The following is a 25,862-nucleotide window of genomic DNA, read 5'->3' as shown; positions in this document are numbered from 1 at the left end:
TCTTTTCTCATGACCATAAAGAGGACATAACTATAATACCAATCGGGATAACTCGCCCTTTGCCGAACGTGTCAGCCAATCTGAATTGACAAGATAATTGTCATGATTGGTATAAACAGCGGCTTATGGATGATTACTTCTGTCAGTTGAAGTTAAGGGAGACTAGTAAAGTAAGGCTCATGATGGTCATCATCTAATCATCAAACCGCTGATCCGAAGTGACTGGTCGATTTTTCACAAGCGTTACAAACAACAAAAACGCTAATAAGCGCTTCAATTCAATATGATAGTTGGATGGTTGGATGGTTGGATGGTTGGATGGTTTTATAGAAAGCTGGAGCGGGCAGCGGGAATCGAACCCGCATTATCAGCTTGGAAGGCTGGAGTAATAGCCATTATACGATGCCCGCTTATGCACTGGTTTGTTAAACCAGAGAGGTGTTCTGCATCGAACTGGGGTTATAATGACAGATAACTAATTGAAATAAAGCGTTCATTTTTAAAGTGTGACATTGCGCACACAAACCCAGCCCGAGCGAGCGCATAACGATCAACCAGCTCGTTTAACACTCGAAGTTAAAAAGTTATCTTCTCTGCCGCTTTGCTCTTTTATCAAAAAAGCCGACCAGGTCGACTTTTCTCCAAATAGCGTTGAACAAAAATAAGAGTTTGTAATCATCACTTTGATGGGTACTCGTCCTGATTATTCGATTTCTGTTTGCTCACTGTCCAGTGTTCATTTGCATCATAATATTCATCACAAATGTCCACTGAAAAGCCCATATCTACTATCTCTTTTAATGTGAGATTATCAGCCAATTTGGCGATTTCTCCTGATTTATTTCGTAATTCCATATCCATCCACCTTCTCAGAACAACTCACCACAACACCTTAACTATAGCGGTGACAGCTCAAATTTTCCTGCCTTCCGGCTACCTAATACCATTAACAGGAGTGAATACTTTCATGAATGATAAAGCCGCCTTCTGAGAAGGCGGCTATTAATTAAAGGAAACAATTTAATAAATTAAACTTTTTGCCAAGGTCCCCATGGGCCGCTTTGCTCTGGGTTATCGCCCTTGGTCCAATACTTAGCTTCATACGTCACGCCGTTTACTACAACACGGTCACCTGTGTTATAGACAGCAGTTGCATTCCAGGTCGAATTGCCACCAACTTTAACATTCACAATAACTGTCGCAGAAGCCGTTGCCTGACCATCCGTCACGGTAACCACCACATCAACTGTGGTATCTGTTTGAGTTATCGGTGCCGTAAAGACAATATCAGCCCCTGCTGCGGTAACCTTTACTGTGCCGGTTGACGCACTATAGGTCAGTGCATCATTGTCAGCATCGTGCGCAGATACAGCTATAACCACTTCTTGGCCGCTATTTACCATAACCGTTGCAGGAACCGTTAATACCGGAACCCTGTTTTCAACAGCACCCGAGCCTTTTACGTTAACAACAACGTCTTTAGTGACGCTCTTACGACCATCAGTAACGGTGACTTTCACCACATCTTGCTGATCCGTTGCCGTATTGGGCGCTTGATAAGTTACTGTCGCACTGCCATCACCATTATCGACAACAGAAGCGTTGGCTGATGTGAATGAAAGTGGATCCGTATCTGCGTCTGTTGCAGCGACAATAAAGCTAATCACCTGACCGGAGTTCGCCGCTTGAGCACCAGGCACGGTTAATACTGGTGCATTGTTCAGTACTATATCGCCGTTGAACACACGATCGATAGCTTCAGCAAGTGGAGAACTCAATTTGGTACATTCTTTTAACATGGGACCACGGTTAATAAAGGTGCCTTCACACTTAATATCGCCATGCACCTGCCACACAATCACACCACCTAAATTATTATCGACAATATACTGAGCTTTTTTCTCGGTTGATGGCACATCATCATAGCTAAGGAGGTATTTACCTTTCACTGCATATGGTACTTCGGCTGAAGCATCCCACTTATGTGCCCAACCACTTTGTTGCAATATGTAATTGTAGTTTGGCTGTCCATCAAACGCTTTCCAGTTATCTAAATCAGCAGATGACAACGTTGGACCATCAACCGAAAAGTTCACCGTACGTTTGTCTGTTGGGGCACCAAGATATGCAGTCGCTTCTGTTGTTTGAACACCTCGGCCATAGAACGCTGCACCAAAGTTAATTTTATTCGACGGGATCCCTTTAACCGCCATCCAGTTACGCAACGTATCAAGGTTGAGATTGTTAAACTCTTCTTCCGGATAAGGATACAGCGGCGCATTATGACCGGCAACATTCGACCAGCCACCGTTAAGGTCGTAAGTCATCATGTTGAAGTAGTCCATCGACTTCGACAGACGGTTCCAGTCATAGCCTTCCAGTTTCGCTGTCGAGGCAGAAAACGCTGCAGTCAGAAGCTTAGTCGGGCCAATTTTTTTGCGAATATCTTCCATCAACAGCTCGAAATTAGCGTAATCTTCAGGATTGCCGCCAAAATTCATCCCGCCGAAACCAGGGTATTCCCAGTCGATATCAATACCGTCAAAACCCAAAGCCATCAGTTTGTCGAGATCTGCTAAGAAACGGGTCTTTTTAACCGGATCGGCCGCCATTTCTGGGAAGTGCTTAGACATACTCCAGCCTCCGAGCGAGGCCATCACTTTCACCCCTTTTTGGTGCGCCAAATCAATCAACCCCGGAGCGCCGCCGGCTTTTTTCAAAGGGATCGGATACTGACCGGTAATACCTGTAGGTTGATGTAACCAACCACTGCCATTTTTTACGAAGCCCTGTTCCTGCACTTTACGAAAGTTTTCAGCATCCCAGGGTTCATTAACAGGATACTGGTTAATATATTCCAGCTCCCCCCACAAAATATGAAAATCCCAGCTTGAGTAAACATCAGGATGCAATAACGGACCCGGCTCTTGCACCGCGTTGGGTTGATAGATGCTCTTATTACGCAAATCACCACTGTGCAGTGAGCCGTCTTTTGCAACCCCAAAGAAAGAAAAGTTAAGGATAGAATAAATATCCATATTTACATTCAGGTGCGTCGCTTCTCCCTTTACGCTGAAACCTTCATTAGTACCTTTCCATGCTTCCCACTGAGTAAGATAGCCAATCACATTTTTATTATGGGCAGGTGCGGCTTGAGCAGTGGAAGCGACCCCTACCATTAGCATCGCGGCAACTGCGCCGGCCAGTTTGCTCAGATTCAATCCCTTTTGCATTTTTGTTCTCCACGTCATAGTTAATAAATAATAAAAACATTACATGCCTACTTTTACTTACAGCAGACATCTGCAATTCACATAAGATCAGGCTCAATATGTGTAAGATCTGAAGTGCATTCTCTTTTGATAATTTCGCTTAATATCGAATACGCTTTAATAACAGCCAGTTAAAAAACACCGATTGACTTGCTAGTACTTTATTAGTCTTAACGAGGATTTTTTGTTTCGCGAAAAATAATCCAGGATATTAGATATGCGCTGTACGAATAATGTAATAATGTCTCAATGCACCATTGCTTTTTGCGTCTTTATCCCAATTAATCGCCCATATGCCGAACCGATATGGATGCATCACAACGATATTTCACAAAGAAAAACAACCGCCAGAAGAAACACTACAAATGACAAATAATCAGAAAATTGATAACCCTAATTCCTATATAGGATTGAAAAGGTTACTATGCTTCAAAGTGTTATATTTCACGCATAGAGTAAGCTGTTAGCTTGTGAATAAGGGATCGAAAAATGATTAAAAGCGCAACAAATCAGTCTCAGGGCATGTTGCTTTTTCAACTCACTCAAAACCAATCTTTTGCTATTGGTACCCTCAAGGTTAAAGAGATCGTTCCCTATACAAAACTCACAGCAATACCTCATTCCCACCCAACGGTATTAGGGGCAGCCAGTCTGAGGGGAGTGACTCTGCCGGTGATTGATATGGCTAAAGCCGTTGGCTACCCACCACTCAGTAAAGATGAAATTAACAATTGCTATATCATCATCACTGATTGTCAACGTAAGCTGGTCGGTTTTCTGGTTCGTGGGATCAATAAAATAACCGAATGTAACTGGCATGATATCGATGCGCCACCCGCTGCTCTCGGCAATAACGTATTTGTCACTGGTGTCACCAGAGTCGAGGACAAGCTGGTTCAGTTACTTGATGTTGAGCTGCTGATGTCAAAAATATTCCCCGCAGATCCAGCTAGCTTGCATCCGGTATTAACGGATGTTGAACGGGAAATTTTACGACCATTGAAAATTCTGCTTGTTGACGATTCTGCTGTTGCCAGACGCCAGTTATCACAAGCTTTAGATAGCATCAGCATTCCTTATTTCATTGCCACTAACGGTCTAGATGCTCTGAATATGATGAAACGGGCCGCAGAAGGTGGTGAACCGTTTGATATTCTTGTCAGCGACATCGAAATGCCTGGCTTAGATGGCTATGAATTGGCTTTTGAGGTTCAGAATAACGATAAGCTGAACAGTATTTACATTATTCTGCATACCTCACTCTCAAGCGAAATTAGCGTATCGCAGGCCCATCAGGTTGGCGCTCATGAAGCGCTGACTAAATTCGAAGCGAATGAGTTAATCCATGCCATGCTGCGAGGCGCAGAGCAACACGCAGCAACGGTGTAACATCCATACCCAACAACTTCCCCTAAGACCAGCCAGCTAAACCAGAGGGCACTGCCAGTGCCCTTTTTTCATTTGAAATTTAATCGCCTTCTGCCTTTCTAATCTACTATTACGGTATCGACTGATGTGGAGTGGGTTATGAGTGATTTCATAATGTTAAGCGTTGATTTTTTATCAAGCCTGTTCATTTTGGTCGTAGGAACAGGTGTGCTGGTGATTATCTATTTTTATATCGTCGATATCAGCCAACACAAGCAAGCCATTCGTCACAATTACCCTGTTATCGGACGTTTTCGCTACCTTTTTGAAAAGCAAGGCGAATTTTTCCGTCAATACTTCTTCGCCATGGATCGTGAGGAGATGCCCTTTAATCGTGCCGAGCGCAGTTGGGTCTACAAGGCCGCAAAAAATGTCGATCGCACCGTCGCCTTTGGCTCAACACGCTGTTTAGATCCGACCGGCACGATAATGTTCATGAACTGTGCCTTTCCGACTCTTGCAGAAGATGCTGTCGCACCCGGCCCCATTACGATAGGTGAAGGGTGTCGCTACCCTTTCACCACCAGCTCCATCTTTAATATTTCTGGCATGAGCTATGGCGCGATTTCTAAACCCGCCATTCAGGCGTTATCACATGGTGCCAAAATAGCAGGCTGCTGGTTAAATACCGGTGAAGGCGGTCTGAGCCGCTACCATCTCGAAGGCAAAGCCGATATTGTGTTTCAAATAGGTACAGCCAAGTACGGTGTTCGCGATGATGAGGGGAATTTAAGCACAGAAAAACTCCAGCAAGTCGCCGCTCACCCTGAAGTCAAAATGTTTGAAATAAAAATGAGCCAGGGCGCAAAACCCGGCAAAGGCGGAATACTTCCGGGACGAAAAGTCACCGCCGAAATAGCGAAAATTCGAGGTATTCCCCAAGGTCATGACTCTATCAGCCCTAATGGCCACAAAGAGATTCGTAGTGTAGGCGATCTACTCGATATGATTGCGCGAATAAGAGATATCACCGGTAAGCCAGTAGGATTTAAAGCCGTCATTGGATCACTCAGCTGGTTTGACGATTTACTGACTGAAATTAAGCTGCGGGGTGAACAAAGTGCACCTGACTTTATTACGATTGATAGCGCTGATGGCGGAACGGGGGCTGCTCCTCAGCCTTTAATGGACTATGTTGGCTTGCCATTAAAAGAAAGTTTGCCGCTGGTAGTTGAACGGTTAGAGCGCGATCAACTTAAAGGTCGAATTAAAATCATCGCTTCAGGCAAACTTATCACACCGTCAAAAGTTGCCTGGGCTATTGCATTAGGCGCGGACTTTATCGTTTCAGCTCGTGGACATATGTTTGCTTTAGGCTGTATCCAGGCGCTGCAATGTAACAAGGACACCTGCCCGACAGGGATCACCACCCACAACAAACGGTTACAGCAGGGCTTAAACGTAAAAGACAAAACTCAGAGGGTGGCTAACTATAACAAACACATACATTACGGGTTGGGATTAATTGCCCACTCATGTGGAGTCACTAATGCCAGAAATCTCAATAAAAGCCACATTCGCATTGTGACGGAGAATGGCCTATCTGTCGCACTAGAAAAGCTCTATGAACATCATCAATAGCCGAAGAACAATTAGGTTAAGCACAGCCCTGTTAAATACACAATCATGCCCGTTATTTATTGACTGAAAAGCATATTTTCCGAGCAACAGGCCTGAATTTAACCGTACTCTGACAATATAAATAATAGCCGTGGCAAAGTTTAAGTCCGAAAGTTCAGCATTATAGACTCACGAGCTCCCCTAATGATAAAACGCATTGTATTAGCACTGACATTATCCGCTTTCTCACTATCAGCAAACGCTGCGCCTGAGCTGATATCTCCGCCGGAAATACAATATGGTGGGTTTCAATTTATAGAGACCATCACAATCACCGGAGACATAAATGACAGCTTGCTGACATTGGTCGATAAATCACTAATGAAAAAAGAGATGGGGTATTATGTCATCCAAGATATTTCTGAAGATACACAAGCTGAAACCCTGACAGTTGTTGTTAATTTATACAATCGGGAACAAGGCATTTTTACAGATTTACCGTCTGTTTGACGGCATCTGGCCTCCGGATTAACTTAGCATCAATGACCAAACTATAACGAGGTTCGACCAGAGCCTCGTTTAGCCTTTTGGATATAATCAAATCTTTCCCTAATCTTACTTGCTAGATTACGATGCCGTCAGATACTTATTCAGCATCTGTCCCAGTGTTTTCTGGCTAACCGGCTTTGATACGAAGTCATCCATACCAACGTTTAAACATTTATCTCTTTCTTCTTTCACCACATTCGCTGTCAACGCAACAATAGGAACATGAAAACCTTGAGATTCTGAGTTTCTTATGGCTAATGTGGCCTCAAATCCGTCAAGAACCGGCATTTGACAGTCCATGAATATCAAATCAAAGGCTTGCTGTTGATGCATTTCTACAGCTATCTGACCGTTCGCTGCAATTGTCACTTCTGCCCCTAATTTCTCTAACATCATTTGGGCAACTTTCTGATTCACACTGGTATCTTCAGCCACTAAAACCCGCCCTCTTGAGACCGGCTTCGCCCTACACCTCTTTTCTGTCTCAACAACTTGATTCTCTGGTTTAGAAAAATCCAAATTAGCAGAAGGTCTGCCATTCGCTGTCAGTACTGATTGAAGAAACGCTTCAGGGGTTGTCATTGACGGACTGATAGTCTGAATGTCAGGCATGACAAATTCACTGGCCGTATTAGTATTACTGGTAAGCATTTGTTGTTCGGCTACTTCTGTCATGATAGCCCGCTTAACAGCCCATTTAAGATTCATCTCTTTATATGGCCGCGACAGGTAACTAAGAATTCCGCACTCTTTGGCCCTAACCTCATCACCAGGCTCAGGCCCCGCGGAGATCATCATCAACCTGGGGCATTGTTGACCGAACTGTAATTTAAGCTGCCTCGCCAAATTAAAGCCATCTATTTCAGGCATCACTTTGTCAAGTAAAACTAAATCAAAGGGATCTTGACGAGTAATGGCATCTTGCACATACTTTGCTGCTTTCGTCGCATCTTCACAGCATATCGATTTTGCACCAAAGTTATTCAGCTGGGCTGAAGTAATACGCATATTCAGCATACTGTCATCAACCAAAAGCACTGAAATTTCGGATAGCGATTTACTGTCTTCAAACGATGCGGATGCCAGATTATTTTTTTCAAAGGTCACACTGAAAAAGAAGTCACTTCCTTTATCGGTCTCACTGACAATTTCCAGCTCCCCCCCCATTAGACGGACAATTTTCCGACAAATCGCCAGACCTAAACCTGTACCGCCATATTTTCGGGTCGTGCTGCCATCGGCTTGTTGAAATTGTTCGAAAATAACTTCGTGTTTATCGGGAGCGACACCAAAACCACTGTCGGTCACATCGAACCGAACCGTAGCCTCATTATCGGTTTCCGCTTTCAATCGAATATGAAGATGCACATAACCCGTTTGGGTAAACTTAATTGCATTGCTTACGAGATTGTTCAAGACCTGACGCAGTTGTGTGGCATCACCCAGTAACATAGGGGGAATTTGACGGTCAATGGAGCACTCAAAAGCCAGTTTTTTTTCAGCCGCTTTGACCAAAAAGATCGTCTCAACTTCTTTATTCAACTCGAACAAATTCAGTGTCGTATGTTCAAGTTCCATACGACCCGCTTCAATTTTAGAGAAATCAAGAATGTCATTAATTAAACCTAACAGGGTAAGAGACGATGTATGGAGCATTGTTATGTACTCTTTCTGATCTCTCGGCATCTCCATATCTTGCAATAAAGAAGACAAACCAATAATGCCATTCATTGGCGTTCGAATTTCATGGCTCATATTCGCCAGAAACTCACTTTTCTTCCGGTTTGCATCTTCAGCCTCTCTTCTCGCTTCTTTCAGATCTTGATAATTATTACGAATACGCTCGACCGAACGATTGTAGGTTTCACTCAAAATTGTGATTTCATCGTCAAATAGTCTTTCATCAAGGTGCGATTTTTTAGGGACTCGATCATCATCAAACGCACTGACAGCTTTTGACATCGCCTCAATATGACGCACGATAAGCCTGTATACGATGAAGAGAATAAATATAGCAACAAGGAAGGTTTTAATCGTTTGGGAAATCAGCAGAAGGGTGAATTTATCAAACAATCCCTGGTAGACAACAGAGAGATCTGACTGTACCCGCAAAGTAGCCAACTTATAATCTCGTTTAGCCAGAATATGAGTCATATCCCATGATTTTTCATACTGATATTTTTTCAGTTCGCTCCCTAATTGGAGGATCACGCCATCATCATCGGTTATCGACAAAAAGTGAATATCAGGCAAGCGCATAATGCCTTCAGCCTGTATCAGTAACTGCTCTCTGTCTTCAACCCAAAGACTAGATGTTAAACTGGATAAACTGCTTTTCTCGATCAGCATCAACCTGTCATCAATGCTGGCCAAATCTTCTTTATAATCAAGATAAACATTTAACCCTGTAATAGTCAGGGTAAAAACAGAGCTAATGAATAGAATTGTAAATAACAGCTGTTTAGCTAAACCAATTTCTTTGTTTTTTTTCGTTTTATGATACGTTTTGTTCATCCATAACTCGCATCGTATTGTTCTTCTACTAACATAATAATAGCTACTACGCAGGAATAGTTAAGGTAAGGACACAAAATGAAAAAAAAACTCTCACTTATTGTGTCATTGACGTTAAGTTGCGTTAGTTTTTACTCTAATTCAAAAACAATTAATTACTATGTGATCGCCAAGCAAGCAACACCCTTTCAGATTGAGGAAGACAACGAAAAGCACCGGGGGATAGTGACCGACATTGTTAAAGCCATCTTTGTTAATAGTCAGCATGAAATCGATTATCACACTTACCCTTTTAACCGGATGATCACACTATTAAAGTCCGGTGGGAAACCTAATTGGATAACCTATGGCAGCCCGGGATGGGGGGGAGTACAAGCCGAAAACTTATCTGATATACCAATCTATAATGTTAAACACCTCCTTGTTAGCAGCAGCAAGAAAGCGTTTTATTTCAATACGATGGATGACTTAAATGATAAGATAATTGTATTATTGCATGGTTTTGACTACCCACAGCTTTCACCCTATTTAATATATGGTTATGTAGAAGAGCTAAGAGTGAAGGATTATACTGCCGCATTTCGAGTGATCAACAAAATCCCTGGCGATACGGCTTTCGTTGAAATGGAATCACGAGTTAAATATAACTTCGAACAACAAGGATTGGATTCTTCGAATTACCACATGCAATCATTCAGTTCAGTCATTCCAAACTACCCTATCTATTTAGCATTTGATCCTAAAATGGATAAAGATGTGCAAAAATTCATTAATGAGCGTTTAAAAACACTCAAGCATTCAGGGGGAATTGATTCCATTATCAATAAATATCTCTAGTCAGTTAAGCTAATCAACGTTGTTATTATCGACAAATAAATTAATATTAACTGGACAACAATAGAATTTTGTTAAACAAAAACCATGATCACAGCGGCCACAAAACAGTGCATCACCCGTCAGACACTCGGAGTGGAGAGCAATCAAGCGAATCACTTATATGTCAATTTTTATTGATGTGTTTCTAAAGAATTAGATTAGAATGTCCTTTCATAAGCCACCCTGTAAAAAATACCGCGTGATAATGATTGGAGAAATGGAAGAATGAAATACCAATGGATACTGTTTGATGCAGACGAAACCCTGTTTCATTTCGACGCATTTAAAGGGTTGCAACTGATGTTCTCACGCTTTGATATCAATTTTACTGAACACGATTTTACCCACTATCAAACGGTAAATAAGCCATTATGGGTTGATTATCAAGATGGGAAAATCACCGCCAAACAACTGCAAAACATACGTTTTGAGTCCTGGGCTGAAAAGCTGAGTGTCACCACTCAGACGCTGAATAGTGCATTTTTAACGGCAATGGCTGACATTTGCACCCTCCTTCCCGGCGCAGAAAAACTGATCACCACCCTGACAAACAAGGCCAACCTGGGGATCATTACCAATGGTTTCACCGAACTCCAACACGTTCGTTTAGCGCGGACCGGATTACAAGACCACTTCTCTTCTCTGATCATTTCGGAGCAAGTCGGAGTCGCAAAACCTGATCCAGGCATTTTCGAGTATGCTTTCGAACAAATGGGTTATCCGGATAAAGATCAAGTGCTGATGATTGGTGATAACCCACATTCCGACATCCTTGGTGGCCTAAATGCCGGAATAGATACCTGCTGGTTAAATGTTCATGGTCATGATGCACCTGAAGGGATAGAACCCCATTACCAGGTGGCATCATTAACTGAGTTACATACGCTATTGCTCGATAAGGCTTGATATTGCTGATCTCTCGATGGCTCAGTCAACTAGTACCTAAACACAATGAAGATGATTGATTGAAACGGTCAAAGTCTGTCATCCCAGAAACCGCCAAACACTGAACTTGCAGGCTTTCTCAAAATTCACCTGGCGGTTATCAGGGATCCATCATGCACGGAAGGTTCTGTGGACTGTGGATCCCCGATAATCGCTACTGTAAATCCATCGATAATGAAAAGATCAGCATTAAGCGATTTCGAGGATGACGACGGTTTGGTCTAACTGCGTTTACCGGTCATGAATTCTTCAAGAATTTCAGGTGTTAGTTCACCGGCTTCTTCAAGACGCTTCAACTCAGCAACAATACGCTTTTGCTCTTCCATTGAAGGGATTGGCAATTCAGGCTCTTTCTCTATTTCATCTTGATTAATCAGGTTTAAATCATCTTGCATGATAAATCTCTTTCTTACATTCAATGTGTGTCAAGTTTCGCTGGCATCATTATATACCCAAACCACGTCAAAATGCAGAGTTCAGCGAGAATCACGCTTCGTTACATAAAAGAGTTGTAGTTGTTCAGTAAAATAATAACAATGCCCCCCACTTTGAAACTAAATTACCCTATTGGCGGTCAGGTTATTGTAACCGCATAGTCGCGGTCAGTGTTAATTTGCAAAAGAAGGTAATCTGCCACTATGTATAGCGGAAGGAACAATCAATACATCGCAAAGTGGTCGCTGCTCTTGGTCTGGCTGGTTATTGTTGTCTGCTTAGGACAACGTGCTGGTTTCGTTTCCATGTGCTCGCTAAATGCTGATAGTCGCCAAGCTGTTACTTCTGCTGTTATCTCAGACATTAGCGACCTTTCAAGTACACATTCAATTGCAAATAACACGTCGTTAGCTGATAAACCGTGCGAGATGAGCGATCACCTCTTGCAAGCCCATCAACAGCCTTTCGACTATGGGTTATTATATTTCTCTATTCTGTGTTGGTTGCCGATATGTTTATACCGCAGTCAATACCGCATTCCGGTAACAACGGAACCGATCCCTCCCTCTCGGCGATTACATCTGACTTTGTGTGTATTCAGAGAATGAACACTTAAACAACGCTCGTTTGGCCAACGCCAAACACTGATTTGTTATGTTGTTTATTTGGAGAATACACATTGAAAAAACTGTTTACCCCCTTTGTAGCGCTATTCATTTTGATGAGTTCGCTACTTACTACTCTCACACCATTTTCTGTTCACGCTGCTGGCGTTGCAGATTTTGTGACAACGAGTTCAGATAATAAGAGCTACAGTACGGGATGGTTAATAAATCCTCAGCATCCGCCCCTGGAAGTGCGTTTGATGCTAACCGGGCAGAACGATCTTCAGGCAAAAACAGTCGAAGGTCTGTTAGAAGTGATTTTAGATGCTGACTGGAAAACCTATTGGCGTTCACCCGGAGAAAGCGGCATTGCGCCAACTATTGACTGGAGCCTCTCAAATAACCTGAATAATGTCGACTGGCAGTGGCCCTTGCCAAAACGCTACGAATTTCTCGGCGTTGAAACGCTCGGCTATAAAACCCACGCCATCTTCCCGCTGACATTTCACATTGATGATATGAACAAGCCGGCATTCCTATCAGGTATGTTGACGATGTCATCATGTACCAATGTTTGCGTGTTGACAGATTACGAACTGAACCTCGACTTTACACCAACCAATCTGACGCCAGCCGCAGACAACCTGCATCTCTATAATCAGGGAATGAGTCAGGTACCGAAGTCATCACCGACTGTCTCTCTTGAGCAACTGTCATGGGATGAAGCGAAACAAACGGTAACCGTATTAGCGACGAATACAATGGGCTGGCAGAGCCCAGATGTCTTCATTGATGGTAACTCGACGAAGGTTAAAGATACATCATTCCTGACACCGGATATCACAGTCAATGGCAACCAGTTAATCGCAACACTAGGCGTTACCAGCTGGTTTGGAAAGCCAGATCTGCTCAATGAGCCGCTGAATATCACTGTCGGTGACAGTAATGTTGCCGTTGAATTAACGGGTACAACAACTAACCAGCCTGTTGCTATAAATGCTGGAACCCCTTTATTTAAGATGATTGCATTTGCCCTGCTGGGTGGGTTGATCCTCAATATTATGCCCTGCGTATTACCGGTATTAGGCATGAAGTTAAGCAGCATTATTGCCACAGAAGGTATGGCTAAGCGTCAGATCCGCCGTCAATTTCTTGCATCTGCAACGGGTATTCTGACTTCATTCTGGCTGCTGGCAGGTTTCTTAATGCTATTAAAACTGTCTGGTCAGGCACTGGGCTGGGGTATTCAATTTCAGAATCCGTATTTCATTGGTGCTATGATCCTGATCACAGGATTATTTGCAGCCAACATGCTGGGGTTATTAGAAATCCGTTTATCAAGTGATACCAATACCTGGCTGGCAACCCGTGGCGATAATTCTTATACCGGTCACTTCATTCAAGGCATGTTCGCAACACTATTGGCAACGCCGTGTAGCGCGCCGTTTTTAGGTACTGCCGTGGCCTTTGCGCTGGGGGCTGATTACATTACCCTGCTGGCGGTCTTTACCGCCCTCGCAATGGGTATGGCCGCTCCCTGGTTGTTAATCGCCATCTTCCCGCAACTGGCAACATTATTGCCAAAGCCTGGGGCGTGGATGGATAAAGTGAAAAATCTGTTTGGTTTAATGATGCTGGCAACCAGTCTGTGGCTACTTAGCCTGATGAGCAACTTCCTGAGCACAATGACAATTTGGTTAGTCGGAATTTGCCTGATTGTTTTATTACTGTGGCGCTTAGGTACTGTTAAAGGCGGTAAGCCTGTCATTATAACTATCGCACTCTTATTCCTTGGCTCTGCTACTGGATTGATCCTTGGCAGTGTTACCGCCGATCGCTGGTCAACACCATTACCTGCAGATCTTCCATGGCAGCAACTAAACGTTGCCGCTATCAAACAGGCTGTCGATGACGGTAATACCGTGTTTGTTGATGTCACCGCAGACTGGTGTATTACCTGTAAGGCCAACAAAATTGGTGTACTTCTGCGACAGCCCGTTTATTCACAATTGCAAGCCGATAATATTGTTCGCATGCGGGGCGACTGGACTAAACCATCGGATTATGTCACCGGTTTCTTGCAGACTAATGGGCGATTTGGCGTACCGTTTAATATAGTTTACGGCCCGGCAGCACCCCAGGGTATACCTTTGCCTGTTATCTTAACCCGCGAAGAGGTCGCTCAGGCACTTCGCATCGCTGACGGCAGTACTAGCATTGCAGGAAAATAATCATGACGAAAACTAACGAACACACTCCACCTAAGAATCCGCCAACGGTAAAAAAAGAACATAAGAGAAAGGGTGTACGCCACTGGCTTAAAGAAGGTCTGGTAGTCATCGTGTTGTTTACTGTTTTCAGCACCGTGATGGATATTTGGCGCAGCCAGCAAATTCCGACGGATGACGTACCGGATCTTATTGCGCAATCCATTGGTGGTGGAGAGATAGATCTGAAAGAGATGAGCAAGAACAAACCGGTCTTACTCTATTTTTGGGCAACATGGTGCCCGGTCTGTAACTTTGTCTCACCGACGGTAGACTGGATGGATGACCATTTTGACGTTGTTTCTGTCGCAATAACATCCGGTGATAAACGACGACTGAATGCTTACATGAACAATAAAGAGTATGACTTTCCTGTTGTGAACGACAGTAAAGGTGATATCAGTCGTTTGTGGGGGATCTCTGCCACGCCAAGCATCGTGATCATCAAAGACGGAAAGATTGCATTCATTACCACGGGTGTCAGCACGCCTCCGGGTATATGGTTACGAATGCTATTTGCTTAAGAAACAAACTCACCCGGCAAACCAGCTGGCTGGCCGGGTGCATTCAAACACACTACTCCCATTCCCAATGCCTGCCATCATGTTGCTGAGAAAACAACATGCGATAGCCACTGATATTTTGATGTTTTACATCATGCATAATTTTATGGAACTGCTTGCTATCTAAGTGGATCAGGTTTTCATGATCGCCAGATTCAATGTAAATATCCTCTTGTTCTAGTAACAAGTCGTCAATCAACATGCCAACTTTATAGGCTTGGCCTATTGAAGGTACTGCGCCCGGTTCACAATCCTGAAAAACATGAGCGAGCTCATGTTCAGCGACAAGAAAAAACTGTTTTCCCGTCATACGATTAATCTTATCAATCATCACTCGACGATTTGACGGAACCACTGCCATCAAATAGTCACCTTGTTGATCTTTTAACACCACAGATTTAGCAACTTGTGCCGTCGGCACATGAGCCGAAATCGCTGAGCTGAATGATGTATCGGTATGACGATGATGAGTAAGGCTAAAATCAATATTATGACTATTCAAAAATTGCCCTACAGTAATTGCCATGGCCATAATTACCTCCTGAGTAATGTATACCAACTCCACTGCTCATCCGATCGAGTCAAAACCGGGGGAAGCCGTGAGATTGGTATTCCGTCTACAGCAAAAGTATGGTGCCAGCTGCGCTTTTTTGCGAATTTAATAAGGTAAACTGAAAAAATTAGCCGGAAAAAAACGATAGGACCTAACCATTGCAGTTTTTAGCTTTGTGAGCTTGTCAGTTAATTCTTCGTACCTGCCAGAATGCTCGGCGCCAGTATGGATTATCTAAGCGGGATATAATGACACCTTGCGATGTCGATGCGTGTAAGAACTCTGAATTACCTAAATAAATGCCGACATGCCGTAAGCTATAACCGGTTTTAAAAAAGACCAAATCACCTTCCTTAGCATTAGAAACCGAAACTAATTGCCCCAACTTCACCAGTTCACTCGTTGTGCGCGGCAACATTTTGTCATACACACTGAAATAACCCACCTGTACAAAAGCAGAACAATCAATACCTCGTTTACTTGCCCCCCCTAACCGATAGGGTGTGCCTTTCCAATCATCATAAACATAATCAAATGTCGCTGAGGGATCGTATACATCTGCAGGGCGGGTAGGACGGTCTTTTTTATCTTGAGAAATAGCATTGCCAGCCGTTTGAGAAGCTGAATCAGGCGGCTCGATCGGATCGGTGGAAGAGCACCCGACGATGGTCGAGAGCAGAAATCCAAGCCAGGCGTTATGATAAATCTTCTTCACTGAATTCTGCATTTTGAGGTGGTTTGAGTATAGTCATCATTATGGTACAACCTGTCTGTTTTTGAATAGTCTTACTGACGTACCAGCACGTTAAGTGCTATAAAAGTAACCACTGCCATCATCATGCTTCATAAACTGGCATGACAAACGCCAACAACTCATTCGAGAAGTAAACTTTATGACAGCTTATACTCTCCGTCCATTTGAAGTCGAAGATACACCGAGCCTTGCTCGAATTTACAGCCGGGCAGCTGCAATTTCCGGTAAAGGGCATTACAGCCAACCACAGATCGATATGTGGGCCAATTTCCCTGTGCAGTATTTTGATGAATTTCAGACCATGCTAATGCAAGGTCACACCTATCTGGCCACTAACAATCAGGGAAAACCGATTGGATTCGCTCAGCTTCATCCCACGAACCACCTGACATTACTTTATGTTTTACCTGAGTTCTCACGTCAGGGTGTCGGTCAACGGCTTTATCAACACTTGGAAGCAATTTCCATCGCCGACAAACAAACTTGCATCAGTGTGACTGCAAGTAAAGTATCAAAAGGGTTGTTTGAAAAAATGGGATTTATATCAGTCGAAACAGAAGTCTCACTCAGAAACAATATTGTATTTGAACGCTATAACATGACTAAATATTTAGCCGAAAACAGATAGAATGTCTATTATCAGAATAAAAAAGAGGCTATGTTCACGCTAGCCTCAAACTCCACACAACAGAAGAAATTCATTACATCAGAAATGCCGGAATATTAGATATTTATGGGTTACATAAGAAAGAATATCCAGACATTTTGCTTCTACTTTGACTTCTGCTAGTGACTTCACGGTAAAATTGATCGATCTACATCAATGACCAAGATTTGTCGCGTTTATGACCGAGCAGAACGTCTCCCCACTGATTGTTAATCCAGCTAAGCTGGTATAACTGGATATAAAATGTGCGCCCGATGTCCAAAAATGGCTTAAAACCAAGCAAATAGCATCATAATCTAGCTAAAAGAAGCAAATGCTTTCATAATGCAGACAGATGATTTGCTTACCGGCGGTGATCCTATAAGGTCTGGTTGTTGTGTTTTGTGAAAACAACCCAACAACTCTCGTAGGAGACCGGTCTAGGTTTGTCTATTTTTCGAGGCCCGTTTGAGTGCCTCGGTATGACGGGATTATAGATTTTGACAAAGGAGTCCGTGTGCTTTCTTTTATCCGCTTAGTTATTGCGGCGATATTTGTTGTTTTTACAACCATTTTCGCTTTAATGTACTGCTTATTCAGCCCTCGCGATCCTAAACACGTTTATTTTTTCTGCCGTTGGTTTAATCAGTTACACAAAATCGCAGGCTTAGAGCTTATTCAGCGCGGTACTGAAAACGCTGCCAATACCGATAAGAGTGTTTATATTTCAAATCACCAGAGTGTCTTTGATTTTGTAACTGATCCTGGCATGCTGCGGCCACGAACCGTCACTCTCGGTAAGAAAAGTTTGCTATGGGTGCCGTTTTTTGGAACATTATATTGGATCACTGGAAACATTCTGATCGATCGTGAAAATAAATCCAAAGCACGCAATACTATTCAGCAGGTCGCTGAAGCCATCCATAAACGCAATTTATCTGTTTGGGTTTACCCCGAAGGCACCCGCAGCAAAGGCCGCGGGCTACTGCCTTTTAAAAGTGGGGCGTTTCGTATGGCGATTGAAGCAGGCGTACCGATCATCCCAATGTGTGTCAGCACTACACATAATAAAATAGATCTAAACCGCCGCGATAATGGTGTGATTATCGCCGAGATGCTCGCTCCAATTGATGTAACCAATTACGATATACAAGACGCACGAGAGCTCGCAAACTACTGTCATAAACTGATGGCAGATAAAATCGCTGAGCTAGATGCTGAAGTCGAATGTATAGAACTTGAAAAAGAGAAAGAAAAAGAACAACTTGAAGCCAAATCAAGCTGACTCAATCTGTACCGACCCCTCAATATTCGAGATTCAGCTTCTTGAGAGGTACATACTGTTAAAAGAGCATCCAGTGGATGCTCTTTTGCTTAACATACGGGAAGCATAACCCGGCTTACAATGGCTTCCTTCCCAATTTATTATTCATTTTATCGTTCAGCGAAACGGAATAAACTATCCACTGAAATGGGACAATCCGCCACTTTATGAATAACGCCTTCCGCTTGTTTTAAAGAATCATAGCTGCAGGGCACACCAGTAATATCAGTTACCGGAAATTCATTCCCTTCATGATCTTTGAAGTTAATGCTCCAGCCTGCACTCAGGAAGTCATGGACTACCCGCGCTTCAACCAAGGTGTGTTCTGCAAATAACTGACGACATTCAGACAAAACCATAACCGCATCCCCTTGTTAACCACTCAATCTAAATATAGTTGAAAAATCTATCATCAGGTAACAGTTGGATTTTTTGTATGGTAAGTAAAAAGTTGAAGCTGGAGATCTTAGAATCAATGGCAGGAGGGAAAACAACTCAACTATATCCAAGCTACGAATACAGAGCTAAGCGAACGTACAGTGACTTTTAGACAATGCAGGCATATTGAGAGGAAAGGCAAATCAATAAAAGCCACATCACCGATGAGGTGGCTCTTATTTTAAGGTGTGTTACAGATACAGCTTCGCTACTTCCGATGGTTCGATTTCAGAACCTTCAAGGTTTGCATTCCAGTTTAGCCCCACGAGTACGCCATCTTCAGACAGTGTGATCATCCAGTCTTCAACAAAGACATCTAAAGGCAGTTCCGTCGGGGTAAACTCAGCCCACTCCTCAACACAATGAACCTTCGCGTCTAACTCGCTTGACCAAAATGGCATGACCTCTGATTCTTCAAACTCTGAAGATTCAACAGATAACCAGTCACCTTCTTCGTTACACAGGCCCCACACCACGTGAGTTTCTTGTGTTTCAGTAACAAATAGTTCACTGTTCGCTTGAATATCTGCAGTTAACTTAGTCATTCTATTCTCTCTTTTCTAGTGCCTATTCGGCATGCTGTGGCAGCAGGTTCACAATCGAAGCCACTTAATGGCGCTATTTTATCATTGAATCTGGCAATGGCGTGATTAATTCTTCATGAAACAACGTCTATACCGGATTTAATTCACGACAGATAAAACGTCACGCCTCCGGATTTCTCACATCGAAACAGCCACATTCCAGAAAGTGAGTAAATAATCCCAGAAAGCACCGTTATACTTTTAAGCAACTCCATGGTTCTCAATACTGAGGGTGATCTTTCGTGGCAATCATTGATTGGTTAAATTATCTGAGCGCAACAAAACTGCTTTCGCCTCGACCTCATGTCATCGAAGCTCATCAATTTCTTGGAGGAAATAGTCATAACAAGATCGCTGTTGATTGTGGTTGCGGGACAGGACGAGACACGCTTTTCTTACTCGAGAAAGGGTACCAGGTTTATGCCTTTGATAAAAATTTTCAAAGTCTAGAAAAACTGGCTCAGCACCCGCTGGCAGCCTCAAGTCCAAAATTGGATATCAAACTCAGCACCTTTGACGAATATCCTTTCCCTAAAGCCCATTTGATCAATGCCAGCGCTTGCCTGTTTTATAGCTCAAGAAGTGAGTTCACCACACTATGGCGAAATATCAGTGACACTTTGTTGAATAACGGCATCTTTTGCGGCCATTTTTTGGGATCAGATGAGAATATCGAAAACGAACAGACAAAAATACTGACCCACAATAAGAATGAATTAGAACAATTACTGTCCCCTTTTTATATCATTTCATGGAAAGAAAAAAGAGAGCTCTCGGCCCAATTAACAGGCAACCAACACCTCTGGAAAGTGCATACCATTATTGCGATAAAAAAATAGTCGTCTCCACCATGCAATATACCCAAACCAATAAATAACAAGGAAATATAAAGCGGTTAAATATCACACAAAAAGCTTTAACCCAATTTATTATGATGCGAGAATAGCCCCTTCATACTCAAACACCCTGCCACTTTTATCTTTAGGTTATAGCCATGCAATCTCATCGTGCTGGAAATGCACTCGCCGCTTTTTCATTTGTACTATGGGGCTTTTTGCCACTGTATTATCAGTTTCTTCCGCAAGCTGATACTAATGAATTACTAGCATTTCGGATCCTATTCTCCGTACCATTTATGATCATCGTCATGCGGCTTTTGCGCCGTTCACTACCTTCGCTAACCACTTTACTGTCTGATAAACGCTCGCTGATCATGTCAGGAATCGCCGGCCTTGTCAGTTGCATTTCATGGTATGCCTTCACCTGGGCTCTCACCCATGGTCAGGTTCTGGCTGCCAGTTTAGGCTTTTTCATTAATCCTTTATTCGCGATTACTCTTGGTGTTCTCTTCTTAGGGGAGCGTTTATCTAAAGCACAGCACATAGCGGTTATTCTGGCTATAGTCGGTATTGCTTACCAGGTTTGGCATTATGGTGAACTCCCCTGGCTCGCACTGATCATGGGGAGTTTCTTTGCTCTTTATGGCCTTTGCAAAAAATTAATTCGTTACGATGCACTCACCTCTGTGACACTTGAAGCCGCTATTCTGGCTCCCTTTGCCTTTGGTTACATACTCTGGCAAGGTATTGATGCTAATAGTGTGGCATTGTCATCTGATACTCAAACCCTGCTGCTTTATATCGGCTCAGCTCCTGTCACTCTGGGTCCGCTAATTTTCTTTGCTTTAGCTATCAACCGTACCAGCCTGACCATGGTGGGCCTTATGCAGTATATCGAACCAACTCTGCATTTTTTCCTGGCCGTGTTCTTATTTGGCGAGATCTTCGATCAGGTCAAGGCCATCAGTTTTGGTTTCATCTGGTTTGGGTTATTGCTTTGTACCCTGGAGGCACTGCCTTCTATGCTAAGAAATAAATCGAGAGGTGTGCAGCAGTCAAATGTATAACGCTAAAAAAATAATGACTAATATTTGAGAGTTCCGCTAGCCAACTCACAATCTTCATAATATTAGTTGCCAATAGAATTATTCCATCCATAGTCTTAAAAGGTAAAATCATACTGCCCACCGTGTACTTTCCTTGGTCAGTTTAAGGCGTTAAATAGTTTTTTATTACATAGACATACGATGAATCTGCGCCATGAAGGATATGCAAAGGAGACGGTATGAAGTTTCATGAACGTTATAATGACAGCTATGCCAGATGTATCCGAAACCCAAGCTTTCTTACTATCTTCTATGAAATCTTCTGTAGCCGAAATGAGAAGTTTCGGCTCATGTTTGCCAATGTTGATATGGCCAGGCAAATAAAAATGCTTAAAGCCTCTTTAATCATTATTATGCTGGCCAATACATCCTCTGAAGCTCGTCAATCTGTCAGGAAGTTTGGTAAACGCCATGGTCCCGAAGGGTTGGGAGTCAATCCAATTGATTTTGATATCTGGTTCGACTGTTTGCTGTCTGCGGTACAAATTTGCGACTCTAAATACGACGATGGTGTGAAACAGGCATGGCATGCTTGTTTTAATGAAGGGATGAAAATCATGAAAGAGGAGTGCAGCATTCACGCCAGCATATAGAATGAAACAGTGAGGTATCGCCGTCACACGACTTTACCTACTGATCTTCCATTTTGTCCTGACAAAGTCAATGATTATAACAAGGTAATCGTCGTAGCAAATCAAGGCGATAAATGAAAACATTATCTCCATATCACAAAAAAGTGCTGTTACTTATTAGTATCGCTGTTGTACTGTTCCTGCTGGCTTTGATTTATTCCCCTATCCGGCAAAGTCGTCATTTTTATGATTATGCCGACAATCGCACTCTGTTAGGAATTCAAAACTTTTGGAACATTATCTCCAACCTGCCCTTCTTGTGGGTAGGTTATAAAGGGCTATCGCTATTTACTGATCGTCATTCTGTTGCTCACGAACCCGCCATTGCCAGGCTTTACCCTTTTTTCTTTATCAGCATGATATTGACGTTTTTCGGTTCAGGTTATTATCACCTGACTCCGAATGATTTCACCTTAATGCTGGACCGCATTCCTATCACATTCGCCTTTATTACGCTTTACTGCATTGTGCTTAGTGAGTATGTGTCGCGGGATGCAGGCCGATGGCTGTTCTTTCCTATGATGGTCTATGGGCTGTTATCTGTCATCTATTGGTATAACAGCACTCAGATAGCCGGACGTGGCGATATGGCGGCCTATGTACTGGTACAAGTTATCCCTATTATCCACTTGCCGCTAATTTTATACTTGTTTGCACCACGCTTCTCACACCGCCAATACTACCTGTATGCTTTGATAGCTTATGTGATAGCGAAGTGGGCAGAATCGAATGACGACGAGATATATGCCATCTTGGGAGGAATTAGCGGGCATACTATAAAACACGTTATAGCCGCACTTGGAGGGTATTATGTTTACCTTGGTTTTAAACGGCGTACGCAGATACGCTAGATAACAAAGGGTACTGTGTTCAGCACCCTGATAGTGATACCAATCACTTAAGTAACTTAGTGTGTATTACTTTTTGCCTACACCACGGTTTTCTTTTTGAGCCAGCGTAATTCTGCCAAACCCTAACTTTCTAAAGTGACTATCACGAAAGTCTCTTGCTGCTTTGCTACTCTTTGTAACAGCTTCGATTTGCTGTTCCATTTTGAGAAATTCTGTTAAATCAATGCCTTCTTCAACAGCAACAGCTTCATGAATATTACGGTATTGTTCGTATGAGAAGGTTAATTCTTTCTCTTGATTTTTATAGGTATAGATAATTGTGCGTGCCATCAGGGTCCCCTACGGATCAGGAAAGGGAGGGAATGTACCCTAGATACGCTTGGGATGAAAGAACAAATGATCTCATTTAGCTTAAGACCTAAAAATGAGGAGCCGATCCCTCACCATCATTTCAATGCAGCCTCTTTTCCGCTGGTGATCAAGCCCTGGGTAACCACGTCTTCAAGTGGCATTGGTTGATAGAAGTAAAATCCCTGAACATAACGCACGCCAAGCTGCGAAACAAAATCCAACTCGGCCTTGGTTTCAATCCCCTCAACAACAATTTGCGCTTTGGTTATTCGGCCTAACTGCACCACAACCCCGAATAATTCTTTGCCTCGGTCACTGTCCAGGTTCAAGACCAACGAGCGGTCGATTTTTATCTTGTCGAAATCAAAACGAGAAAGATACGCTAATGATGAATACCCAGCTCCAAAATCATCCAATGCTATTGAAATGCCTAATCCCTGCAACTTGCCGATGATCTTCGACGTTCTCTCTTCATCCTGAACAAGTAGCTCTTCAGTGATCTCAATTTCTATCTGATGGAAATCCAGTTTACTGCTTTCAATGATTCGGGTAATTGAATTGACAAAACCATTTGTCAATACTGTATCAGGCGATACATTAACTGACAGGCAATAATGATGATTGCCCGCGTAAGTTTCTGCAGCTTTAACGGCCCGCTCAAAAACCCAAAAATCTAAATCCGGCATCAAACCAAGCTGATTAAATGAGCGAATGAACGTGGGTGGTTTAATTTTACCTTCATCTGTTCTGTAGCGGAGCAAAGCTTCGAGTGCAACGATCTTGTTGGTTACGACATCAACTTGCGGCTGATAATACAAAAGAAACTCACCATCAGACTGTAGCTTTTCAACTTCTTTCTGTGCATCTAAGTTACTTTGCATTGATGGAATAAAACTGGTTAATTTTGTTTTTGCTTCAATTTCATCGGTAGTAAAGAAACGATTATTAAACGTGCTTGATAGATCAAGACCTAAACTACGTTTATCCATAAATTTGAAAAAAGGGTAATAAATCATCATACCAACAATAATGATAAAAAACTGTAATACAGCACCAGATGCAGCCCCGCCTGTTGCTAGGTAACCACTCATCACTGGAGGCATGATCCAGCTTTGTATCTCGCTTAATGCTGGCACCAATCCAAAATATATTGCCGAATAAGCAATTAAAAAGCTGATCAATGGCACCAGTAGAAACGGAATGATCATCACCGGATTAAAGATAATAGGTACGCCATACAGCACTGGTTCATTGATATTAAAAATACTGAGTATCAAAACCGCCTTTGCCAAGGTTCGGTATCCTTTACTCTTAGCAAAGAACAACATCACTAATACCAGACAGATTGTGTTACCACTGCCCCCCATTCCGGTAAAAAAGTCATAAAAATTAGTGCTGATGATATTAAGAGAAACACCAAAGTTTTGCCAGTCAGCCATATTGGCAACGCTCACATCAAAAAGCTCCGTTTTATACATGTGGAGAACATTGTGACCATTGATACCAACAGACCAAAGCAAACCGCGTATCAATTCATACACCAACCCATCGGTAAAGGATATTGGATTAAGCTGTGGAATAATATCTAGCTGAATAAAATACGTTTCATAGAGTCCATATGCAAGATGACTGACACTAACGACTAGTCCCAGCGCCAGCGCACTCGCAATGATGATGTTCGCCGAATTATCAACGATACTATTATTCTGTTCAGCGTTAAAAAAATGATACTTTCTGATTCTGATAATAATTGCGCAAGTAACATAAGCTGAAATTAAAGCAAGAGCAAAATTATTCGGCAGGGGAATAGCTGATGAGATTAGATTCCACTCTTGAGAAATAATAAAAAATGCGGCCAGTGCGCTGGCAATAGACGCGGCCTTGGGAATGCGTTTGACTCCAGAGATATAAGTCGCTAAGTAAACGTTCAGTAAAATAGGAAACATGTGAGCAGTCATCTGCCCCACATAACCAAAGGTTGTACTTACTCCATCATAGCCGAATTTTTCTGCAAAAATAGCAATCAGATTGCAGAATGTTGCGATTAGAGAAATGGGCAATGCCATAATAAAGACATTGCAAACAGCGACCAAATATTTATTTCCAGAAAGTTTTGATAATAATTGTGACAAAACCATAACAGCCTAACAAATCACCTGCTGTAATATATCAGCATAATGAAAACAAATAAAAGGCATGAATATACCCTGTGAATATTTCTAATTAGTACAACTAAACAATTAAATTTTCATTGATTTTATCAAAGACTAAAGCAATCTCCCATAGACATGGCATCATATTCTTACGATACATCTGATTTTTTTAAAAACTTAACTATATCATTTCTAATATTATGTAATACCAAGTCAATCTAATATCATACAAAATAGCCACCATAGGTCTGGTGAATACATCCGCCACCATTAATATTAACGATGAATACAACGAATGAATATTAAAGATGGAATATAATTACTAAGTGCCTAAGGAAAACCAAATTCATTAAGCTACACTTTTATTATCACCTGACACACGCCGATTGAACCGCACGATGCAATGTACTGTACAGCTAACTGAGTTTGAACGTCATACCCTACAGCAACTGTCGTTGAACCATATACACCGAGATATCCGCACTCGAGCCGCAGGAATATTATTATTAGCTCGTATGCTTACGCCTAAAGAGATCGGCGCTGAACTTTGTGTCACTCCTAGAGTGGTATATAACTGGTACCACGCATGGTATGAACTCGGCCTTTGTGGACTATTG

The 25,862-nt window shown here is 42.5% G+C and carries 25 protein-coding genes, 1 tRNA gene and 1 pseudogene; 14 read left to right on the top strand and 13 right to left on the bottom strand.

Annotated elements, in window-relative coordinates; all coding sequences use genetic code 11:
- Positions 1 to 335: 335 nt before the first annotated feature.
- The 3 genes from L4D76_RS11610 to L4D76_RS11600 all read right to left on the bottom strand — a co-directional run bounded on the left by L4D76_RS11610 (position 336) and on the right by L4D76_RS11600 (position 3,233).
- Positions 336 to 410, bottom strand: a tRNA-Gly gene (locus tag L4D76_RS11610).
- Between the two features lie 268 nt (positions 411 to 678).
- A complete protein-coding gene (locus tag L4D76_RS11605) occupies positions 679 to 855 on the bottom strand; it encodes a hypothetical protein (RefSeq protein ID WP_428441064.1) in 177 nt (58 codons plus the stop codon).
- A gap of 173 nt (positions 856 to 1,028) precedes the next feature.
- Positions 1,029 to 3,233 carry a glycosyl hydrolase family 18 protein gene (locus L4D76_RS11600; protein ID WP_428441063.1) on the bottom strand — a complete coding sequence of 735 codons (2,205 nt, stop codon included), beginning with the start codon at positions 3,231 to 3,233 and terminating at the stop codon, positions 1,029 to 1,031.
- Positions 3,234 to 3,761: 528 nt separating this feature from the next.
- Here L4D76_RS11600 and L4D76_RS11595 point away from each other — a divergent pair.
- From L4D76_RS11595 to L4D76_RS11585, 3 genes are all read left to right on the top strand, one after another.
- Positions 3,762 to 4,661 carry a chemotaxis protein gene (locus tag L4D76_RS11595; protein WP_428441062.1) on the top strand — a complete coding sequence of 300 codons (900 nt, stop codon included), beginning with the start codon at positions 3,762 to 3,764 and terminating at the stop codon, positions 4,659 to 4,661.
- A gap of 138 nt (positions 4,662 to 4,799) precedes the next feature.
- Positions 4,800 to 6,281, top strand: coding sequence for an FMN-binding glutamate synthase family protein (locus L4D76_RS11590; protein WP_428441061.1), 1,482 nt, complete (start codon positions 4,800 to 4,802; stop codon positions 6,279 to 6,281).
- 183 nt (positions 6,282 to 6,464) lie between these two features.
- Complete coding sequence (locus L4D76_RS11585; protein WP_428441060.1) at positions 6,465 to 6,770, top strand: hypothetical protein; 306 nt, start codon at positions 6,465 to 6,467, stop codon at positions 6,768 to 6,770.
- A 117-nt stretch (positions 6,771 to 6,887) separates the two neighbouring features.
- On the opposite strand, the gene L4D76_RS11580 is transcribed toward L4D76_RS11585, so the two are convergent.
- Entirely contained in the window at positions 6,888 to 9,323 is a 2,436-nt protein-coding gene (locus tag L4D76_RS11580) for a response regulator (protein WP_428441059.1), read from the bottom strand.
- 78 nt (positions 9,324 to 9,401) lie between these two features.
- Here L4D76_RS11580 and L4D76_RS11575 point away from each other — a divergent pair, with 78 nt between their 5' ends.
- Complete coding sequence (locus L4D76_RS11575) at positions 9,402 to 10,160, top strand: substrate-binding periplasmic protein (RefSeq protein WP_428441058.1); 759 nt, start codon at positions 9,402 to 9,404, stop codon at positions 10,158 to 10,160.
- A gap of 66 nt (positions 10,161 to 10,226) precedes the next feature.
- Here L4D76_RS11575 and ribA read toward each other — a convergent pair.
- Positions 10,227 to 10,307: pseudogene (gene ribA / locus L4D76_RS11570) on the bottom strand (GTP cyclohydrolase II); the annotation flags it as partial.
- Between the two features lie 117 nt (positions 10,308 to 10,424).
- Here ribA and yjjG point away from each other — a divergent pair.
- Positions 10,425 to 11,105, top strand: coding sequence for a pyrimidine 5'-nucleotidase (gene yjjG / locus L4D76_RS11565; protein WP_428441057.1), 681 nt, complete (start codon positions 10,425 to 10,427; stop codon positions 11,103 to 11,105).
- A gap of 260 nt (positions 11,106 to 11,365) precedes the next feature.
- Here yjjG and L4D76_RS11560 read toward each other — a convergent pair whose 3' ends face one another.
- Entirely contained in the window at positions 11,366 to 11,539 is a 174-nt protein-coding gene (locus L4D76_RS11560) for a restriction endonuclease subunit S domain-containing protein (RefSeq protein ID WP_428441056.1), read from the bottom strand.
- 263 nt (positions 11,540 to 11,802) lie between these two features.
- A complete protein-coding gene (locus L4D76_RS11555) occupies positions 11,803 to 11,943 on the bottom strand; it encodes a hypothetical protein (RefSeq protein ID WP_428441055.1) in 141 nt (46 codons plus the stop codon).
- Positions 11,944 to 12,258: 315 nt separating this feature from the next.
- Between L4D76_RS11555 and L4D76_RS11550 the strand changes: the two genes are divergently transcribed.
- Positions 12,259 to 14,415 (top strand): protein-disulfide reductase DsbD family protein, encoded by a 2,157-nt coding sequence (locus L4D76_RS11550; RefSeq protein ID WP_428441054.1) that lies wholly within the window; start codon positions 12,259 to 12,261, stop codon positions 14,413 to 14,415.
- Positions 14,416 to 14,417: 2 nt separating this feature from the next.
- Positions 14,418 to 14,975 carry a protein disulfide oxidoreductase gene (locus L4D76_RS11545; RefSeq protein ID WP_428441053.1) on the top strand — a complete coding sequence of 186 codons (558 nt, stop codon included), beginning with the start codon at positions 14,418 to 14,420 and terminating at the stop codon, positions 14,973 to 14,975.
- 52 nt (positions 14,976 to 15,027) lie between these two features.
- On the opposite strand, the gene L4D76_RS11540 is transcribed toward L4D76_RS11545, so the two are convergent.
- Together L4D76_RS11540 and L4D76_RS11535 are read right to left on the bottom strand one after the other, a co-directional pair.
- Complete coding sequence (locus L4D76_RS11540; protein WP_428441052.1) at positions 15,028 to 15,546, bottom strand: aminoacyl-tRNA deacylase; 519 nt, start codon at positions 15,544 to 15,546, stop codon at positions 15,028 to 15,030.
- Between the two features lie 205 nt (positions 15,547 to 15,751).
- Positions 15,752 to 16,294 (bottom strand): NlpC/P60 family protein, encoded by a 543-nt coding sequence (locus tag L4D76_RS11535; protein ID WP_428441051.1) that lies wholly within the window; start codon positions 16,292 to 16,294, stop codon positions 15,752 to 15,754.
- A gap of 166 nt (positions 16,295 to 16,460) precedes the next feature.
- On the opposite strand from L4D76_RS11535, the gene L4D76_RS11530 reads away from it, so the two are divergent.
- Together L4D76_RS11530 and L4D76_RS11525 are read left to right on the top strand one after the other, a co-directional pair.
- On the top strand, positions 16,461 to 16,949 hold the full coding sequence (locus tag L4D76_RS11530) for a GNAT family N-acetyltransferase (RefSeq protein WP_428441050.1): 489 nt from the start codon (positions 16,461 to 16,463) through the stop codon (positions 16,947 to 16,949).
- A 535-nt stretch (positions 16,950 to 17,484) separates the two neighbouring features.
- Positions 17,485 to 18,252 (top strand): 1-acylglycerol-3-phosphate O-acyltransferase, encoded by a 768-nt coding sequence (locus L4D76_RS11525; protein ID WP_428441049.1) that lies wholly within the window; start codon positions 17,485 to 17,487, stop codon positions 18,250 to 18,252.
- 149 nt (positions 18,253 to 18,401) lie between these two features.
- Here L4D76_RS11525 and L4D76_RS11520 read toward each other — a convergent pair whose 3' ends face one another.
- Entirely contained in the window at positions 18,402 to 18,650 is a 249-nt protein-coding gene (locus L4D76_RS11520; protein WP_428441048.1) for a hypothetical protein, read from the bottom strand.
- Between the two features lie 270 nt (positions 18,651 to 18,920).
- A complete protein-coding gene (locus L4D76_RS11515; RefSeq protein ID WP_428441047.1) occupies positions 18,921 to 19,274 on the bottom strand; it encodes a DUF2750 domain-containing protein in 354 nt (117 codons plus the stop codon).
- A gap of 281 nt (positions 19,275 to 19,555) precedes the next feature.
- Here L4D76_RS11515 and L4D76_RS11510 point away from each other — a divergent pair, with 281 nt between their 5' ends.
- From L4D76_RS11510 to L4D76_RS11495, 4 genes are all read left to right on the top strand, one after another.
- Complete coding sequence (locus L4D76_RS11510; RefSeq protein WP_428441046.1) at positions 19,556 to 20,152, top strand: class I SAM-dependent methyltransferase; 597 nt, start codon at positions 19,556 to 19,558, stop codon at positions 20,150 to 20,152.
- A gap of 155 nt (positions 20,153 to 20,307) precedes the next feature.
- Positions 20,308 to 21,219: an EamA family transporter RarD gene (rarD, locus tag L4D76_RS11505; protein ID WP_428441045.1), complete on the top strand. Its 912-nt coding sequence runs from the start codon at positions 20,308 to 20,310 to the stop codon at positions 21,217 to 21,219.
- A gap of 218 nt (positions 21,220 to 21,437) precedes the next feature.
- Positions 21,438 to 21,851: a globin gene (locus L4D76_RS11500; protein WP_428441044.1), complete on the top strand. Its 414-nt coding sequence runs from the start codon at positions 21,438 to 21,440 to the stop codon at positions 21,849 to 21,851.
- Positions 21,852 to 21,964: 113 nt separating this feature from the next.
- Positions 21,965 to 22,741, top strand: a complete 777-nt coding sequence (locus L4D76_RS11495; RefSeq protein WP_428441043.1) for a ceramidase domain-containing protein — start codon at positions 21,965 to 21,967, stop codon at positions 22,739 to 22,741.
- 66 nt (positions 22,742 to 22,807) lie between these two features.
- On the opposite strand, the gene L4D76_RS11490 is transcribed toward L4D76_RS11495, so the two are convergent.
- Both L4D76_RS11490 and L4D76_RS11485 read right to left on the bottom strand, forming a co-directional pair.
- On the bottom strand, positions 22,808 to 23,071 hold the full coding sequence (locus tag L4D76_RS11490) for a DUF2960 family protein (protein WP_107283279.1): 264 nt from the start codon (positions 23,069 to 23,071) through the stop codon (positions 22,808 to 22,810).
- A gap of 116 nt (positions 23,072 to 23,187) precedes the next feature.
- Positions 23,188 to 25,230, bottom strand: a complete 2,043-nt coding sequence (locus L4D76_RS11485; RefSeq protein WP_428441042.1) for an EAL domain-containing protein — start codon at positions 25,228 to 25,230, stop codon at positions 23,188 to 23,190.
- Between the two features lie 413 nt (positions 25,231 to 25,643).
- Between L4D76_RS11485 and L4D76_RS11480 the strand changes: the two genes are divergently transcribed.
- Positions 25,644 to 25,862, top strand: a 219-nt coding sequence (locus L4D76_RS11480) for a helix-turn-helix domain-containing protein (protein ID WP_428441041.1), incomplete at its 3' end; no start/stop codon positions are given.

It is taken from the genome of Photobacterium sagamiensis, assembly GCF_050337085.1.
Taxonomy (GTDB): domain Bacteria; phylum Pseudomonadota; class Gammaproteobacteria; order Enterobacterales; family Vibrionaceae; genus Photobacterium; species Photobacterium sagamiensis.
The sequence above is the reverse complement of the archived record's forward strand: the minus strand, read 5'-3'. Positions and strand labels throughout refer to the sequence as shown.